Raw genomic sequence first — 16,158 nt, 5'->3', positions numbered from 1 at the left:
ACAAGATTCTTCGTGGCATCTTTTGTAAGAACATTTTGCGAAAATTGCCTAGAAACTTTGTAAATGACTTTTAATAAGTACTAATAGCAGAAAAGTTTACGAAAAGAGCCTTGATTTAATGGTGTCAGGCTGCACGACTATAAATTCCTTCCCATATGATAGGAATAAGAACCGAAACAAAACTTTCTGATTGGAAGGGAAAGATGTGGTGCTTTAAATGAAAAAATCCCAAGCTTATCATCATTCGTTTCAAAATCTTCAGGAGAATGGGATGTCGTTTGAACAGGTCTTTGAACGGATTGTCGAGTTCATGAAGATAAATCCAAATGGGAACTACCGATTAATGGTCGGCACAGATTCGCAAGTTCATAGATCCACGACCATATTTATAACTGGCATCGTGATTCAAAATGAGGGACATGGCGTATGGGCGTGCATTAGAAAAGTGATTGTACCAAGGAAAATGACGCATTTACATGAGAGGATTTCCCTCGAGCTTTCGTTAACAGAAGAGATTGTGTCCATGTTCACGGAAGATAGAAAAAATCAATTGATTAGCATTGTCCTCCCCTATCTTTATCAAGGGGCTACATTTACAATAGAAGGTCATATCGACATCGGTGCCGGCAAACGCAATAAGACCAGTGAATTTGTAAAAGAAATGGTCACGCGGATCGAATCTATGGGAGTCGAACCCAAAATCAAGCCGGACGCCTTCGTAGCCTCCAGCTATGCGAATAGGTACACTAAATAAGGTGTCAGGCACCGCAGATGGACATTTGTCCACGTGCGGTGCCTGACACCCTTTATTATATACACTCTAATTCTACTTTGACTATAGTGCCAACACCTGGCTGGCTTTCAATTTTCATTATACCGTTATGTTCCTGTATAATTTTGTTGCTGACGGTTAGTCCAAGTCCGATTCCTTTATCCTTTGTGGTATAAAATGGTGTTCCGAGAAAACCCATGAGATCTGTATCAATCCCTATACCTTCATCCCTAAAACTAACAAGTACCCTTTTGTCCTCCACTTTTTGAATACCAATATGTACATTTCCTCCGTTTGGCATCGACTCAATAGCATTCTTTAGGAAATTGACAAATACTTGCTTTAATTGGTGCGGACTGCAAAGTAACTCAATATCATCAAACGGATACGCTTTTTTGAATTGAACATTATGTAATAACGCTTGCGGGTGCAGAACATTAATCGTACTATCTAAAATCCCTATTAAATTTTCCTTTTCAAATTGAATGGCCTGAGGTTTTGCTAAGGACATAAACTCATTGACAATCATATCAATTCGGTCTAGTTCGTTCATAATAATAGATAAGTAGTTATCTTGCTTACCCTTCTCACTCGTACTTTTCAATAGTTTTGAAAATCCCTTTAATGAGGTTAAAGGATTGCGAATTTCGTGTGCCACACCTGCAGCCAGCTGGCCAATGATTGATAGTCGGTCTAAATTACGAAGAGCATCGTCGTTTTTTACCCTATCTGTTATGTTCCTTCCAACTGCCACAAACGAATCAATTTCTTTTTTCTCATTATAAATAGGTGAAATATTAGTTTCCGAATAGATTACATCGTTATCAGCGGTTTTAATCCTTATTTGAAACAGCTGTGGTTCTCCAGTATCGATTAAGTTTTGAACTACGGTGTCAAAATATTCTTTATCCTCAGGAAAGATAATATCATAGGCATTTCGCCCAACTAATTGCTCTGGAGTATACCCAATCCCTTTCTCATGAGATGGGGAAGCATATAGAATCTTTTTATCTTTCGTATAAACCTTGATCATATCAGAGGTGTTTTCAGTAATTAGTTCATATAGCTCCCGTGTTCTTTTTAATTCCCTTTCCGTATTCAGGTGCTCTGTTATATCACGGTAAATGGCCATTATCGCGATTATATCTCCATTTGAATTTCGAAAAGGTGAATAGGATACAGCTATATCAAGCACACTTCCATCTTTATGGTAACGCTGTGTAACGGTATTATGAAAAGCCTTACCGAGCTTGACGGCTTCTATTATTTCGATCACTATGTCAGGATTCGGGAATTCAGTAAATCTCTTCCCAATGATATCTTCCTCGGTATAACCAAATATTTTAGTATACATCCGGTTTATTCGAATAAAACGATTGTCCATATCGACTAAACAAATTCCATCGACTGTACAATCAAGAAAAAGATCGATTAACTCATCAGGATTATAGATGACAGAATCATTTGCTTCGCCAAATATCTGAAAACTCTTCGACATAGAGATCTCCCCAAACAATCAATTATTCTCACTCATCATATCCATTTTACAGAAATATACGATAAAGAAAAGAGAAATTTTCGAATATTATCTATCTTGTCATCTGTGGTGTCAGGCACCACAAAAAGACATTTAACCCATTTTGTCCACTGCAGGCGGACAGTTTGGTGTTTTTGTTTTGTATTAGGGAATTTTATTTTTGTTTTGGGAAAGAGGCGGTTTCTATAAGAAAGGAAACTAGCCTCATTCTTTTTTCTGTATTGGGGGTACTTGAAGGTATGTTACCATCCGCCAAATCCACTCGAAAGGGCCGAATCGAAAAAAACGGAACCATAAAGTGCTAAAAATTAGCTGGATAATATAAATGGCCATACACAGAAAAAGGGACTGAACAAAAGTGATCCGGTTAAATAAATTAAGGGCCTCTCCTGCTAGCAAAATTAGGGCTGTTTGCGAAACATAGTTCGTCAGCGCCATCCTGCCATAGCTTTTTAAAGGAGAGAGAACCTTTCGCACAATTGGAATTTGCAATAACAAAATGAATACCCCAATATAAGAAGCTGAGACAATGGGACCGATTGTAATTCCAATATTGAAGAACCTTTGCACCTCGAGGTCATTCGCAGCCGTCATTACTGGCAAATGCTGATATTGATAGATTAATCCCAATCCACTTAAGACAGCCATAATACATGTAAAAATAACAATCCCTTTCAATCGATGAGCAATCCTTTCAAACACCTGAAACTGACCGGCAGCGATTCCTAATAGCATAAATGGAACAACCATGAAGATTTTGTTCGAAAAAAGGCTTAATACAATTAGCATGACGGTTCCGAACACAAGGTTAACGATTTTATTTGCTTTATAAAAAGGTAAAATAAAAAGGCCGCAAATAGCATAAATGGATAAAGCTTCCCCTTGCTGAAACTGGACATGGATTAAGCCAAAAATAAACAATACGAGGATCCTTCGAAAAAACAATACATAGCCATTTTTTCCTTTCGCATTGGCCCTGCTAATAAAAAGATAAAATCCAACTCCAAACAAAAAAGTAAAGATGGTGTAAAAACGGCCCTCCACAAACAAATAGAGAAATCTCCAATACGAGACATCCAGTGAACCAGGTTCCGGCGGCGTTACCGAAAGCAAAGGAATAATATTGACGAGGATAATTCCCATAAGGGCAAAGCCTCGCAAATAATCAAGCGTATCAATCCGATTATTTATTTCCATCGCATTTCTCCCTATACGGTATCTGACACCCATAATCGTTCAACTTTCACTTCATTATTGTCCAAGAACTGCAAAAGAAACACATCTGGGTTACTTAAATTCCGCCAATCCTCAAACCCAAAATCGGGCTGGAATTTCTTTAGAAGTAACGCCATTAAATTCCCATGAGTCACAATAAGAGTATTTTCCACATCACTTTTCCTAATTTCCTCAACCACGCTTGTCACACGGTTCATTGCATCCCTGCTTGATTCTCCGTCATCAAATTTTAAATCCAGGTCATTAAAGGCCTCCCTCAGCTTTTCAAGCCAATCAGGTAAATTTCGAGTGCTCAATATCCTTTCAGATAACCGATCATCGAGTTCAAGTTTCTTATCTTTTCGCTCTGCCACAGGCTGTATCGATTCAATAGCCCGAACAAATGGGCTCGATATGATCCGGTCAATATCCATATTTGAAAGGAATCCTGCTAATGTCTCTGCCTGTTGCACCCCTTTTGACGATAAATGTGCCTCCCGTTGTTGTCCCTTTGCCTCACAATGCCTAATTACATAAATACTTTTCATTCCCTATTCACCCCTAAAACTCATCATCCCCATCTTGAGATTCCACTGATTTCATTGATGCATTGTAGAGCCTCTTTGCTTCGTGCCGATCCGCCACTTGTAGTTTGTTGAGGATGTTGGAAATATGGTTTGCCACGGTTTTCGTGCTTAAATGCAGCCGCACAGCAATATGGGTGTTGGTATGGCCCTGTGCAATCTGCTCTAGTACTTCGATCTCCCTTCCGGTTAACTCGCTAAGCGCGGGATTCAAAACTTCTTTTTTCTCCGGCATGGAAAAATAGTTCATCATCCGCTCCGCAATATCTGCACTAAATACGGCACCGCCATTTCCCACCATCCGAATCGCCTGCATGAGCTCCATTTCGCCCGCATCCTTTAAACAATAGCCCCTGGCCCCCAGTTTCATTGCCGTGAATACCGACTTATCATTCTTCAGCATTGTAACAATTAATATTTTCATATCCGGCAGTTTTTCTTTAATGACCCGCGTCGCCTCGATCCCGTTTAAACCGGGCATGCGAATGTCCATGACGATCACATCAGGCTTAAGCTTCAAAGCCATTTCGACTGCCTCATCACCAGTCGCTGCCTCTCCAATCACTACCAAATCTTCTGTTGTTTGAATAAGATTCCGGACCCCGCTGCGAAATAATGGGTGATCATCCGCCAATAAAATTTTCACGTTATTTCCTCCCCTTGTAAAAATGGAAGCAGGGCTTTAACCCGAGTCCCGCCTGTATCTATTTTTTCAATAGAACAATGACCCCCGAGCTCGGAAGTCCGCTCCCTAATCGATTTCAAGCCGATCCCGCCGCTTCCCGACGGTTTAATATGGGAAGGGAGTCCAATCCCATCATCGATTACCTCAATCTCTAAGTCTTTTTCTGAAATCACTCTAATCAACACTGTGCATTTGGCTGCCTTGGCATGCTTAACCACATTGACCAAAGCTTCTGTAATGATTCGGTAAGCTGCAACCTCAACAGCAGCCGGCAACAAAGGCATATGGTCAGGGACACTGAAACTCACCATCAATGGAACCGACGATTTTTTCATTTCATCGATTCTAGCTTGAATGGAACCAATTAAACCAAATTCATCTAAAGTCGGGGGCCGTAAATCGTGAACCATCGTGCGGATTTCACTTACAGTCGTTCTAATAACATTTCTTAGATCGCCCAGTAATTCTAGAGTCTTATCCGGATTCTTTTTCACATACTGCTCAGCCGCTGCCACATTAAAGGATAATGAAAGTAGTTTCGGGGCAAGGTCGTCATGCAGATTTCTCCTTATTTGCAAACGCTCTTCCTCACGTGCTAGTACCAATCTTTCTCGGGATACCTGCAAATCAGACGCAAGCGTCTGCATTCCCCACGTCATCTTTACAGTTTGAAGTATTGGTCCAGTCTGTCGAAGCATGACATCCATCAGCCTTAAATCCTCTGCCGTAAAGACTTCTTCATGTGAGCGGCTGGAAACTGTCAGAATCCCCAGTTCCTCACCCCCATGAACAATAAAAAAATAGTGTTCATCATAGATGGTGTCACCCGAGGAGGCAGCCAATTTTTCTTCGCCGTTCATCCGAATAGAAATGCCGACAAAGGGAAGCCTTAGAGCACCTTTGACTGTCCCCGCTACTACTTGAAGAACCTCTTCCGGTGCTAGCGGTTGACTGAGTTGATCACCTAATTCCTTGAGGACTGAATAGGGATCATCATGTCTTCCTTTCATCAGCCGATTCAAAATCCGCTGCAGCCGCTCTTTTAAGGGAGAAAAAAGAACTGCAACAACCGCTGTAGAAATAAGCGAAATGATAAAACTTCCTTCTGTTTTAAACAAACTGCTTAAATACATGACTAAGCCGGTGTATAGGAGAATAATAGATAAGGACAATACCCCGTATAAAATAGTGCGGTTTACAAGTGGATCGATATCCCACAAACGGCGCCTTAAGATTGCCTGCCCCAAGGTTAACGGAATAATCGCCACAACCGCATACAACAAAGCGCTTAAATAAATATAGGAAACAGGGTTTTCAGCAAACATGGGGTAAACAAAAAAACCACTGAGAATAATTGATCCAATGAAAGAAATCGCTACCCCGTAAACGACCCATTTGGTTTGCTGCTGCTCTACTGACCCCGATACCCTTCGATAGCGAAAAATCTGCGAAAAAATCGTGACACTAATCATAAGCAAATAGTAAAGAAGTCTCGCTGAATCCGGCCACTTCAACAGCTCAAATCTCGAACTTGGCATTAGTAAACTTATAAATTGGATGACGCAAAACGGGACAAACACAAAGAGAGTCCAGCGCGGGACAAGCCTGCCATTTGGAAACAGCAGCAAAAAGAGAAATAAGGACATTCTTCCGATTGCCGCAATTGTCTCAGGAGCCCAAGCCATAACGCCCCCCTCTGACCCCATATAAACGAGTGAAGTGAACGTCGTCCCATAGGCTACAAGGGCAATAGCGGCGAGAAGCCCCATCCCATCCAGCTTGTTTTTTAAAAAAATAATCAAAGCGGCTAGGTAAAAAAGTAAGGCTAAAGTACTTTCTATGATGACAAACCATAAGGAGTATGTGTCCGGTGTTAAGTGATAGACTGCTAACTTTTCTAACGTTGTCGGCGGCGCAGGTGCCAACGAACTGCATGTGTCTAATACACACTCCGAACGAAGTATTTCGTAATAATGGGGAATGTTATTTAGCAAAAAAACAATCGTAAAAACGCTAAACAGGAAAACGAATGATTGCAAGAGCAGTAATTTAAGATCCTTCCTTTTTCGCACCATTCTTCTACCTTCCCTTTTAACATATAGGAAAATTATAGCAACTGCTGACCCTAATTGTATAGATTGTATCCCGATTATACCTATAAAAGTTCCCGATGCTTTTAGGTATAGGCTCCTCTCGAAAATAGGAATAGCCGCTTGATAAGATTAACTTGTAAATAAGGAACAAAAGGGAGCTGGGAAAAATGACGTTAGAAAAAGTAGTTAAGTGGCTAGGATTGATTTGTATTTTGGCAGGAATCGCAAGAATAGGGATGACACCGGCAGGACTGATTTTTGGCGGAGACAGTAAACAGGAAATAACCTTTGCCTTAATAGCTAGTATATTAATGGGGATTAGTTCAATTAATCTATTTTTATCCCAAACCCGGCAAACAGGAGTTTTGGGTTTTATTGCAGCCATCCTTCTTTCAGTCGGCAATATCATATTAGCAAGCGGCTTTTATGGCTTCTTCGCCTATGGACATTTACCGAAACCGGGGACGTTCGTTAATATCGCGGAATCGCTCACCTATCCTGGACTATTACTTGGCACGCTCCTCCTAATGATTGTCACCTTCCGCGCCAAAGTCTTTCCGCGCTGGTATACCATGATTTTTGCTTTAATGCTGCTGTCGTTAGGAATACCCTTCCTCGGCGACTGGTTTGCCTTCTTTTGGGGACTAACTTACGTTGTGATGGGCTATACCATTTTTACAGGAAAGTACAAAAGCATAACTTCACAGACAGACAAAACAACATCTAATTTAAGTGCTAATTAATGCCAAAAGCCCCCATTCCAAAGGGGCTTTTTAATATTCCAATCGATAGATTAAAAATCTCTCATTGGGATTATGTTCATAAACATGAGGCAATTTGATTTCCATGATCATTTCAAAGGCCGTTTGGTTTTCTAAAAAATAAATATAATCCTCAGAAGGATAATATAATACTATTTCTACATCTCGCACTGCGTCTTCTACGGACCGCAAAATATTATTGAGAATATTCCTGAAAACTTGTATCGAAAACGGATTAAAAAAATAAAACCGATTTTCTAGCGGCTTAATGTGGTATTCCTCAGCTAGGCAGCAAACAAAGTGAATATGATCGATACCGTTATGTTTCCTTGCATAACTTTTTCGATTTTCAATTGCATCTTGAAAAAGTGATTCGTCTAACTCCACCCCTAGGACATGGGCATGAAATAAATAGTGAATGTAAAAATTCAAACGACCTTTTCCACTGCCAAAGTCCACAATATAATCGCTGCTTTTTAATTTGTAATGATGAAAAAGCACCTCTAATGCACTATAGGGAGTTGGTTCATAACGATGATAATGTAAGGATTTGTGGACATCCTTTGGGTATCCCTTCGTTTTAATATTAAACAATTTGTCGTAATAATGTTCTTTCATAGTTGACTCCTGTGTATGCATGATTAGGCAGATTGCTGTGGAAATGTATGTTACTTATTTTTTACACGTAAGGCATTCGATGAAACCGAAGAAAGCTTAATGGATAATAGGAAGGCGCAAAGGAGCAGGATAATGATAAAACCAATAACTCCACCCCAGCCATATTCAGTCCAGAAAACTCCCCTGCCGACCCTGCTATGCTTGAGCCACTGTAGTAAAAAAATAAATAAAGCGAGGAAGCCTGGGCTTTTTCCGTTTTCGCTCTTTGTCCTACCCAGCTTGAGGCAATCGAATGAGAGCCGAAAAAGCCAAAGGTAAATGTGGCAATCCCGAATATTTTTAATACTAACGGTTCGCCTAGGGTTAATAGCGCTCCTGTAAGCATAATCAAAAGTCCAATCCAAAGGACTTTGCGGCGCCCGAGCGAATCCGATAATCGTCCCATCCAAGTTGAACTGAAGGTACCTGTTAAATAAACAATAAAAATCCATCCGATAATGGTCTGGCTTAACTGATAAGGCGGCTCCAGCAATTGAAAGCCAATATAATTATATAAAGTAACAAAGCTTCCCATTAAGATAAACGCAATTCCAAATAAGCATAGTAAAGCAGGATCCCTCAAATGACGGTACAAAGAATCAAATAAAGCTTTTAAATTCAAAGGTTTTGGTTTAAAATTTCGTGATTCCGGCAAACTCAGCCAAAACCAGATACTTAGCAATAGGCTGATGACACCGATACTGCCCATGGCAATCCGCCACGAAAAAAAGTCCGTAACTTAGCCTGTAATAATTCTCCCAGCCATTCCTCCGATGGAATTGCCGCTTATATAAAGTCCCATTGCCACGCCCAAACTATTTGGGTCGACCTCTTCTCCAAGATAGGCCATCGCAATGGCGGGAAGGCCCGCAAGAACAACACCTTGTAGTACACGGAATGCCAGTAATGACCCAAAATCAGGGCTAAAAGCCGTAACAATAACAATAAGTGAAGACAAGATTAACGAAGACGCCATGATAATTTTTCGTCCCCATGCCTCAGAAAATGAACTAGTAACAGCATGAATAAGGCAAGAGTAAACGTAGTGACTGATAACGTTAGACTCCCCGTGGCAGCACGCACACCAAACTCTTTTGAGAAAATCGGCATTAGCGGCTGTACGTCATAAAGAATGGAAAATGTAACAAAGCCCCCTGCAAAAAGGGCAAGATTTGCTTTACGAAATGCGGTTGTCCCTTGCTGAAGCTTTCCCAAAAAAATCCTTCTCTCATTTTATTTATTCCTTTATCACTTTACTCTTCAATCAGATAAAATTCAATGAATTAAGAACTACCTTGAGTCAATGGTGTAAAAGAAAAAACGGCATGATTCCTATTGTTTCGGAGTCATGCCATTATTATTTATAATGAAGAAATCTGGCGGATAGCCAATTCATCCTTGATTACCTGCGCTGGATATTGATAAACAGATGGACTTCGCAAACAAAGCTTTTCCCAAGCTTCTACACAAATCGGATCAAAATGGGTGCCCTTGTTTTCGATTAAAAATTTCATCGCTTCCGAATGGGGCCACGCTTTACGGTAAGAACGTTCTGAGGTGAGAGCATCATAGACATCAGCAACAGCCATAATTCTAGCAAAGAAGGGTATGTCTTCGCCTTTTAATTGGGCAGGATAACCGCTGCCATCCCATTTTTCATGATGGGAGCGGATAATTCCCAGCTCTTCCATCATAAAGCCGAGCTCCCTGCAAATCTCGTAGCCATCTAAAGGGTGCTTTTCGATAATAGCTCTTTCGTCCGGCTCTAGCTTCCCAGGTTTATTTAAAATCGCATCGGGGACACTAATTTTTCCGACATCATGGACAAGCCCTCCCTGTACAACCGCACGCATCTGTTCCGGTTTCAATCCAAGTTCTTCTGCAAGCTGCAACGCATACAAGGTAACCCTGAAGGTATGGCCTACGGTATAGAGATCCTTTTTTTCAGTAGCATTCACTAAGGCTTTGACACTTTGTCCAATACTGTTCATCACTCGTTCGAAAGGGTCGGTAGTATAGAGGGAGCGGATCGATTCCGCTAGTGTCCCTTTTACGCCATACTGTTTGATGAGTCCGGTAATCATAACAATCATTGATGCGAGTAATAAGAAATGATAAATCCACCAGCTTAGGTTCCATTCCGTCCCTCTTACCATAATAAGCTGCGAGGCCATGAACCATCCGGAACTATATACAATCGATAATTGTAACGGAAATCGTGTAAATAGATAGGATTGATAATAGCGATAAGCTGCCAAGCCATTTAATAACAGAATGACAATCGTCAAAATCAGATTTAATGGCATTACATGTAATGGAATAGCATGGGTAAGATGAGGATTCAGGAACCCAATGATCGAAAAAACGACTAAAACTGGCGTCCATAATGGGAGCAGCCACCGCTGCCGTTTTGCTAAAAAAGTTACTAGAGGGTTGTCCGAAGGCAGTGAAGACAGCCATATCCAAACCGTTGCTAATAACACGCTTAATTGGGCTGCAACGGCAGGCAAATGGTAGGCATCGAGAAAAAAATCCGGAGTAGCCAGTCCATGAATCGAAAACATAATCCCAAGAGAGAAGAAAGAAAGTGACAGAAAACTAACTTTTATATTGCGGATTCTCACACCAGCAATCCCAACAGCAATTGCGATAATACTTGCCATAAGGGATACGAGACTGACGATATAAAAATGCCCCCTCGGCACCCGGAAAAATTCATCCTTTAGTATGCCTTGATGAAAAGCCTCAAATAATATGTAGGGAAATGACGCAGCAATCAACGGCCACAGAAAACTGTAAGACTTCATAACCATCCTCCAAAAACGAATAGATATTCAATCATATGCTGCAGCGCTCTAATTAAAACTAAAACCCAGTCAAATGACTGGGTTTTTTTGAAAATATTCAACCTTAAAGCACCTTACTTAAAAACGCCTTGGTACGCTCATGCTGAGGGTTACTAAATAGTTCATTTGGTATATTTTCTTCTACAATATATCCCCCATCCATGAAAATGACTCGATCGCCAACCTCTCTGGCAAAGCCCATCTCATGGGTAACAACCACCATGGTCATTCCTTCTTTTGCGAGCTGTTTCATAACTTCCAAAACATCTCCAACCATTTCTGGGTCTAGTGCAGAGGTTGGTTCATCAAATAGCATGATTTTCGGATTCATAGCAAGTGCTCTTGCGATAGCAACACGCTGTTTTTGTCCACCGGAAAGTTCTCCCGGATAGCTGTTGGCCTTTTCACGCAGGCCAACCTTACTTAATAACTCAAGGGCTATTTTTTCCGCTTCTGCTTTCTCTGTGCCGAGGATTTTAATTGGACCCATCGTGATATTTTCTAACACCGATTTATGCGGGAAAAGATTGAATTGCTGGAAAACCATCCCAACCTCTTGTCTAACTTTATTAATATTGATTTTCGAATCGGTAATATCATGTCCATTAATAACCACCTCGCCGCCTGAAATCTCTTCAAGGCGATTTAAACAGCGGAGGAAGGTACTTTTTCCCGATCCGGAAGGACCGATTACACAAACTACCTCTTTTTCTTGAACTGCGGCATTAATATCTTTTAGAACCTCTACTTTTCCAAACGATTTTCTTAAGTTTTTAACAGTGATAATACTCATCGAAGCTGAATCCTCCTTTCGATGAAATTAGCAAGAATGGTTAATAAATAAATAATAATAAAGTAAATCACACCGACTGCCAGCCAAATTTTAAACGCTTCAAAGGTAGCCGATGCCTGAATTTGTCCTTGCTGTGTTAGATCGGCTATCCCGATAACAGATAAAAGAGACGTATCCTTTAAGCTAATAATAGACTGGTTCGTAATGGTAGGAAGCATTCTTCTAAAAGCCTGAGGAAGCACGACATAGCGCATGGTTTGGGAGGCCGTGAAACCAATCGATCTTGCGGCTTCCGTTTGCCCTTTATCAATTGACTGAATTCCGGCACGAATGATCTCAGCAAAATAAGCCCCTGCATTGATGGCAACCGTGATAATCCCTGCTGTTGTACTATTCAATGACACTATATGCAGGGAATTGACACCGAAATAAATAAAGAACAATTGAACAATAAATGGCGTTCCGCGAATTGCGTCAACATATATCTTTGCAATCCATTTCAAAATCTTTATTGGGGCTAATCGTAATAAGGCCACGACCAAACCAATTAAAAAACCTAGAATAATAGCTATTACAAATATATAGAGGGTTACTTGAAGCCCTTTTAATAACATAGGCAAAGCTGCTGAAATTATATCCATCCTGATCATCCCCTTTCAAAAAGAAAGCGCGCAGGTACGCGCGCCTTAAGTTTGGCTTATCTATTATTCACCCAGATAAGTTTTAATGATTTTATCGTAAGTTCCATCCTTCTTCAGTTCAGCAAGACCTTTATCAATTTTTTTCAAAAGATCTTGGTTTTGTCCTTTTAATACGGCAATTCCATATTGGTCTCCATTTAAACGGTCACCAACGATTTTTAAGCCGAGGTCTTTTTGGGCAATAGCATAAGAGATTACTGGATAATCTTCAATAAGTGCATCAGCATTTCCGTTTGATACTTCTTGGAACATTGCCGGGCTGTCGTTAAATTGAACAACATTGATTCCTAGCTTAGCTGCATTATCCTGTGCATATTTCGCACCAGTTGTTCCTTTTTTAACAGCAACAGTTTTACCTTTTAGGTCATCAACAGATTTAATTGTTGAATTATCATTTTTTACAACCACTGTTAATCCTGCATCAAAATACGGTGTTGAGAAATCGACTACTTTCTTTCTTTCGTCCGTGATACTCATACCAGCAATAGCAACATCTAATTGATTCGCTTGCATTGCTGGAATAATTCCCCCGAAGTCCATTGGAGAAAGTTCAATTTTAAAGCCTTGGTTTTTCGCAATCGCATTGATTAAATCAATATCAATTCCTTTATAATCATTTCCTTCTTTAAATTCAAATGGAGGATAAGTCGTATCGACACCAACTTTATATACTTTGCCGCTGCCTTTTTCTTCTTTCTCACCTGCTGTATCACTGCTTCCACAAGCAGCAATAAAGATTGATAGAATCAAAAACAAGCTTAATAAACCCAATTTCTTCATTTAAGTCACCCCTATATTTTTTGATAATTCTTTTTAGCAGAATATATTGAAATTCCCTTACTAATATAGCATAGTTATTAATCATTTAAAAAGTATAAATTATTGGAATATAAATTCTTTTCAATGAATAAATATAACAAGGGCGTGCTGCACCATTGTCGCTGCTATATTTTAAGAGGTTTTACAAATATTGAATTGAACACATAATAAATTTTGAATAATATTTTAAATTAAAAGCCCTACTACTTTTTATGTAATAGGGCTTTTGTTTATTTTTCATTGTCTCATTTCAGATACTGCTTTACTTACCACATCGTACATTACTTCGACACCCTTTTCCGAAGCCTCAAAGCTATAAGCGTTTTCCATGTCAATTCCAAGGCTGTCCGCCTCTTTCTCCGCGTCAATGTTGGCACCAAGGAAAATGAACTCCCAGTTATATTTCTCCTGTTGGTGTTGGATTAGCTCTTTCACCTTTTTATAGGTGTATTCGCGGCTGGCATTTTCCATCCCGTCTGTTGTAATGACAAAAATCACTTTACCAGGTCTTTTATCCTCGCTCGTGTTGGATAATCGATAACCTACATCCAAGATTGTCTTCCCAACTGCATCCAGCAGTGCGGTGCAGCCCCTTACATAATATTCCTTATCCGTTAATCTAGCTTTCTGGGCATCGATGCCATTCCATAAAATTTCATACTGATCATCGAAAAGCACAGTTGTCACGATGGTTTCGCCTGCCAATTTCCTCTGTTTTTCAATAAAAGCATTAAACCCGCCCATTGTATCACTTTCAAGACCACTCATCGATCCGCTTCGATCCAGCAGGAAAATTATCTCTGTTAAATTCTTGTTCATTTCTATCATCCTTTCCAATTGTTTATACTATAATATTATTTGAGTTCATCCATTATTTGGTCGCTTCATAGGCGACATTTTTGGAGGGGAAGTTATGCTAGATAAGAAGCTTTTAATAGAATTGCAGGTATATGTTGAAGCTCACTTAAACATATTGGTTTTCACAACGGAAAGTCATATAGAGGGAATTATTTTTTCTGAGGATCTACAAAATAGCGAGATTGAGGATTTTATTAAAATCAAGCGAAAGCCAACCTTTAATCAGACCTTGTTTACCCTCATTGATAAAAAAGGGGCTAGTGACTCTGAAATTTACAAAAAAGCAGGAATTGACCGCAGGCATTTCTCCAAAATTCGCTCGAATCCCGAATATCGGCCAAGAAAAAATACCACGATTGCTTTGGCGCTCGCTCTTGAGCTAAATAAAAAAGAAACCGATAAACTGTTAAGTTCAGCCGGTTTCTCTTTGTCTGACAGTGAAACATTTGATTTAGTCATTCAATTTTGTATTGAGAAAAAAATATTTGATATCCATTCCGTCAATCAGGCCTTGGACTACTTCAGTTTGAAACCGTTAAGCGGGGTGGCAGATTGAAGGGGTTTGACCTATATCGCTGACTCCTAAACCGTCATTTTCCAGTTTGATAAAGTCAGCCAGTTTTCTTGTTCCTTGTAATCAGGCATGATCTTTCCAACAAGGCGCCAGAAGGAGCGGTCGTGATTCAGATGGATCATATGACACATTTCGTGCACGACCACATAGTCGATGACCTTCTGCGGTGCCATTGCCAGTCTCCAATTAAAGGTTAACTGGTGCCTCGAATCACAGGTTCCCCAGGTAGTTTTGCTATCCGTGATACGAATAGAACGAGGTTTTGTTTTGAAGTTGCTTTGATAAAATGAGATACTCTTCTCTACTAAGGCTTTGCACTGCTGATAATAGAATCGCCTCAATGCGTGTTTTATTTTCTCATCTTCAAGCTGCGTTACATATATATGTAACTTATCACCTTCAAACACCACATAGTCCTGCTCGATATTGTTCTCCTGAAAAATCTGTATTGGATAGGTGTTTCCTAAATAAAGAAAGCTCTCCCCTGGCTCATAGACCTTTTGCTGCGGCCCTTGGAGCCTATCCAACATTTCTTTTAATTTTTGCTGAATGAGATCCCAATTATCCTCTAATAATTGAAACACCCTTTCATCAGGCGTCCCTTTTGGAGCCTGGACTTCCACATTTCCATAACTATCTATCATAATACCTATAGAGGTTCGGTTTTTGTACTTTATCTCAAAACGTATCGTCTTACCAGAGTAGGTATGTATCATAACTTTAATGCCTTTATCCCCTGTATTTGATAGCTAGACCCTTTAAGAAATTCCTAGCGAATTTATCGCCGCACTCTTTATAATTCTTATGCCCTTCTTTCCTTAATAAAGCGCCGAGTTCTCCTTTTGAGACGGTGATTCCGGCTTTATCGAATATATCCAGCATGTCGTCTGTCGTTAACGATAGAGCTATTTTTACTTTCTTTAACAGGAGATTATTAACGTTTACGCTCTTTGATGATACTGGTGAGGGTGTTTCAGGCTGTCCTGGTTTGGGTTCTTGTTTTCCTCTTTTAAAAATAATAAAGCCATTTAAAAAGGAATCGAACATACTGTTATTACATTTGATTTGATCGTCATTTTCCGGTTCTTCATCATCTGATTTTGTGAGTATCTTTATCACTTCTGGCACTGTTACTTCCTCGCCGCCAAGCTTAAATATTTCAGCCATTTCTTTATTTTTCAATTCAAGTGCATATCTTAGGCGAATTAATATGTCGTTATTATCCACAATAGACCTCCGATTTTAAAATAATGCCTGTCACCA

16 protein-coding genes and 1 pseudogene are annotated in these 16,158 nt (G+C 39.9%); 3 read left to right on the top strand and 14 right to left on the bottom strand.

Features of this window, described 5'->3' with window-relative positions:
• Positions 1 to 217: 217 nt before the first annotated feature.
• The gene (locus V7161_RS06855) at positions 218 to 754 is read left to right on the top strand and encodes a ribonuclease H-like YkuK family protein (RefSeq protein ID WP_335443416.1); all 537 of its coding nucleotides are present in this window, start codon (positions 218 to 220) and stop codon (positions 752 to 754) included.
• A 55-nt stretch (positions 755 to 809) separates the two neighbouring features.
• On the opposite strand, the gene V7161_RS06850 is transcribed toward V7161_RS06855, so the two are convergent.
• From V7161_RS06850 to V7161_RS06830, 5 genes are all read right to left on the bottom strand, one after another.
• The gene (locus V7161_RS06850; RefSeq protein WP_335443414.1) at positions 810 to 2,270 is read right to left on the bottom strand and encodes a PAS domain-containing sensor histidine kinase; all 1,461 of its coding nucleotides are present in this window, start codon (positions 2,268 to 2,270) and stop codon (positions 810 to 812) included.
• Between the two features lie 243 nt (positions 2,271 to 2,513).
• Positions 2,514 to 3,521 carry a DUF418 domain-containing protein gene (locus tag V7161_RS06845; RefSeq protein WP_420491590.1) on the bottom strand — a complete coding sequence of 336 codons (1,008 nt, stop codon included), beginning with the start codon at positions 3,519 to 3,521 and terminating at the stop codon, positions 2,514 to 2,516.
• Positions 3,518 to 4,072 (bottom strand): histidine phosphatase family protein, encoded by a 555-nt coding sequence (locus V7161_RS06840; protein ID WP_335443410.1) that lies wholly within the window; start codon positions 4,070 to 4,072, stop codon positions 3,518 to 3,520. The genes V7161_RS06845 and V7161_RS06840 overlap by 4 nt, the downstream gene beginning before the upstream one ends.
• Positions 4,073 to 4,085: 13 nt before the next feature.
• Positions 4,086 to 4,754, bottom strand: a complete 669-nt coding sequence (locus V7161_RS06835; protein WP_335443408.1) for a response regulator transcription factor — start codon at positions 4,752 to 4,754, stop codon at positions 4,086 to 4,088.
• Positions 4,751 to 6,868 (bottom strand): sensor histidine kinase, encoded by a 2,118-nt coding sequence (locus V7161_RS06830; protein ID WP_335443406.1) that lies wholly within the window; start codon positions 6,866 to 6,868, stop codon positions 4,751 to 4,753. The genes V7161_RS06835 and V7161_RS06830 overlap by 4 nt, the downstream gene beginning before the upstream one ends.
• A 185-nt stretch (positions 6,869 to 7,053) precedes the next feature.
• Here V7161_RS06830 and V7161_RS06825 point away from each other — a divergent pair, with 185 nt between their 5' ends.
• Positions 7,054 to 7,629: a hypothetical protein gene (locus V7161_RS06825; RefSeq protein ID WP_335443404.1), complete on the top strand. Its 576-nt coding sequence runs from the start codon at positions 7,054 to 7,056 to the stop codon at positions 7,627 to 7,629.
• Between the two features lie 30 nt (positions 7,630 to 7,659).
• Here the strand turns inward: V7161_RS06825 and V7161_RS06820 are convergent, their stop codons facing one another.
• The 7 genes and pseudogenes from V7161_RS06820 to V7161_RS06790 all read right to left on the bottom strand — a co-directional run bounded on the left by V7161_RS06820 (position 7,660) and on the right by V7161_RS06790 (position 14,282).
• A complete protein-coding gene (locus V7161_RS06820; RefSeq protein WP_335443402.1) occupies positions 7,660 to 8,265 on the bottom strand; it encodes an SAM-dependent methyltransferase in 606 nt (201 codons plus the stop codon).
• 50 nt (positions 8,266 to 8,315) lie between these two features.
• Positions 8,316 to 9,519, bottom strand: a pseudogene (locus tag V7161_RS06815) (MFS transporter).
• 146 nt (positions 9,520 to 9,665) lie between these two features.
• Complete coding sequence (locus V7161_RS06810) at positions 9,666 to 11,111, bottom strand: HD-GYP domain-containing protein (RefSeq protein WP_335443400.1); 1,446 nt, start codon at positions 11,109 to 11,111, stop codon at positions 9,666 to 9,668.
• 103 nt (positions 11,112 to 11,214) lie between these two features.
• Entirely contained in the window at positions 11,215 to 11,943 is a 729-nt protein-coding gene (locus tag V7161_RS06805; RefSeq protein ID WP_335443398.1) for an amino acid ABC transporter ATP-binding protein, read from the bottom strand.
• Complete coding sequence (locus V7161_RS06800) at positions 11,940 to 12,584, bottom strand: amino acid ABC transporter permease (protein ID WP_335443396.1); 645 nt, start codon at positions 12,582 to 12,584, stop codon at positions 11,940 to 11,942. The genes V7161_RS06805 and V7161_RS06800 overlap by 4 nt, the downstream gene beginning before the upstream one ends.
• A gap of 63 nt (positions 12,585 to 12,647) precedes the next feature.
• Entirely contained in the window at positions 12,648 to 13,424 is a 777-nt protein-coding gene (locus V7161_RS06795; protein ID WP_335443394.1) for a transporter substrate-binding domain-containing protein, read from the bottom strand.
• Positions 13,425 to 13,700: 276 nt separating this feature from the next.
• On the bottom strand, positions 13,701 to 14,282 hold the full coding sequence (locus V7161_RS06790; RefSeq protein ID WP_335443392.1) for a vWA domain-containing protein: 582 nt from the start codon (positions 14,280 to 14,282) through the stop codon (positions 13,701 to 13,703).
• A 94-nt stretch (positions 14,283 to 14,376) separates the two neighbouring features.
• Here V7161_RS06790 and V7161_RS06785 point away from each other — a divergent pair, with 94 nt between their 5' ends.
• Positions 14,377 to 14,877, top strand: a complete 501-nt coding sequence (locus V7161_RS06785; protein ID WP_335443390.1) for a hypothetical protein — start codon at positions 14,377 to 14,379, stop codon at positions 14,875 to 14,877.
• 26 nt (positions 14,878 to 14,903) lie between these two features.
• On the opposite strand, the gene V7161_RS06780 is transcribed toward V7161_RS06785, so the two are convergent.
• The gene (locus V7161_RS06780) at positions 14,904 to 15,611 is read right to left on the bottom strand and encodes a M48 family metallopeptidase (protein WP_335443388.1); all 708 of its coding nucleotides are present in this window, start codon (positions 15,609 to 15,611) and stop codon (positions 14,904 to 14,906) included.
• Positions 15,612 to 15,624: 13 nt separating this feature from the next.
• Entirely contained in the window at positions 15,625 to 16,122 is a 498-nt protein-coding gene (locus V7161_RS06775; protein WP_335443387.1) for a DUF1456 family protein, read from the bottom strand.
• Between the last annotated feature and the right edge of the window lie 36 nt (positions 16,123 to 16,158).

Origin of the sequence: Neobacillus drentensis (assembly GCF_036965425.1) — a bacterium.
GTDB lineage: Bacteria > Bacillota > Bacilli > Bacillales > Cytobacillaceae > Neobacillus > Neobacillus drentensis_F.
The sequence above is the reverse complement of the archived record's forward strand: the minus strand, read 5'-3'. Positions and strand labels throughout refer to the sequence as shown.

Coding starts and splice junctions, on each gene's coding strand:
- V7161_RS06820 (WP_335443402.1), bottom strand. CDS start 8,265: ATGAAAGAACATTATTACGACAAATTGTTTAATATTAAAACGAAGGGA.
- V7161_RS06850 (WP_335443414.1), bottom strand. CDS start 2,270: ATGTCGAAGAGTTTTCAGATATTTGGCGAAGCAAATGATTCTGTCATC.
- V7161_RS06840 (WP_335443410.1), bottom strand. CDS start 4,072: ATGAAAAGTATTTATGTAATTAGGCATTGTGAGGCAAAGGGACAACAA.
- V7161_RS06800 (WP_335443396.1), bottom strand. CDS start 12,584: ATGGATATAATTTCAGCAGCTTTGCCTATGTTATTAAAAGGGCTTCAA.
- V7161_RS06790 (WP_335443392.1), bottom strand. CDS start 14,282: ATGAACAAGAATTTAACAGAGATAATTTTCCTGCTGGATCGAAGCGGA.
- V7161_RS06855 (WP_335443416.1), top strand. CDS start 218: ATGAAAAAATCCCAAGCTTATCATCATTCGTTTCAAAATCTTCAGGAG.
- V7161_RS06810 (WP_335443400.1), bottom strand. CDS start 11,111: ATGAAGTCTTACAGTTTTCTGTGGCCGTTGATTGCTGCGTCATTTCCC.
- V7161_RS06795 (WP_335443394.1), bottom strand. CDS start 13,424: ATGAAGAAATTGGGTTTATTAAGCTTGTTTTTGATTCTATCAATCTTT.
- V7161_RS06830 (WP_335443406.1), bottom strand. CDS start 6,868: ATGGTGCGAAAAAGGAAGGATCTTAAATTACTGCTCTTGCAATCATTC.
- V7161_RS06825 (WP_335443404.1), top strand. CDS start 7,054: ATGACGTTAGAAAAAGTAGTTAAGTGGCTAGGATTGATTTGTATTTTG.
- V7161_RS06780 (WP_335443388.1), bottom strand. CDS start 15,611: ATGATACATACCTACTCTGGTAAGACGATACGTTTTGAGATAAAGTAC.
- V7161_RS06785 (WP_335443390.1), top strand. CDS start 14,377: ATGCTAGATAAGAAGCTTTTAATAGAATTGCAGGTATATGTTGAAGCT.
- V7161_RS06805 (WP_335443398.1), bottom strand. CDS start 11,943: ATGAGTATTATCACTGTTAAAAACTTAAGAAAATCGTTTGGAAAAGTA.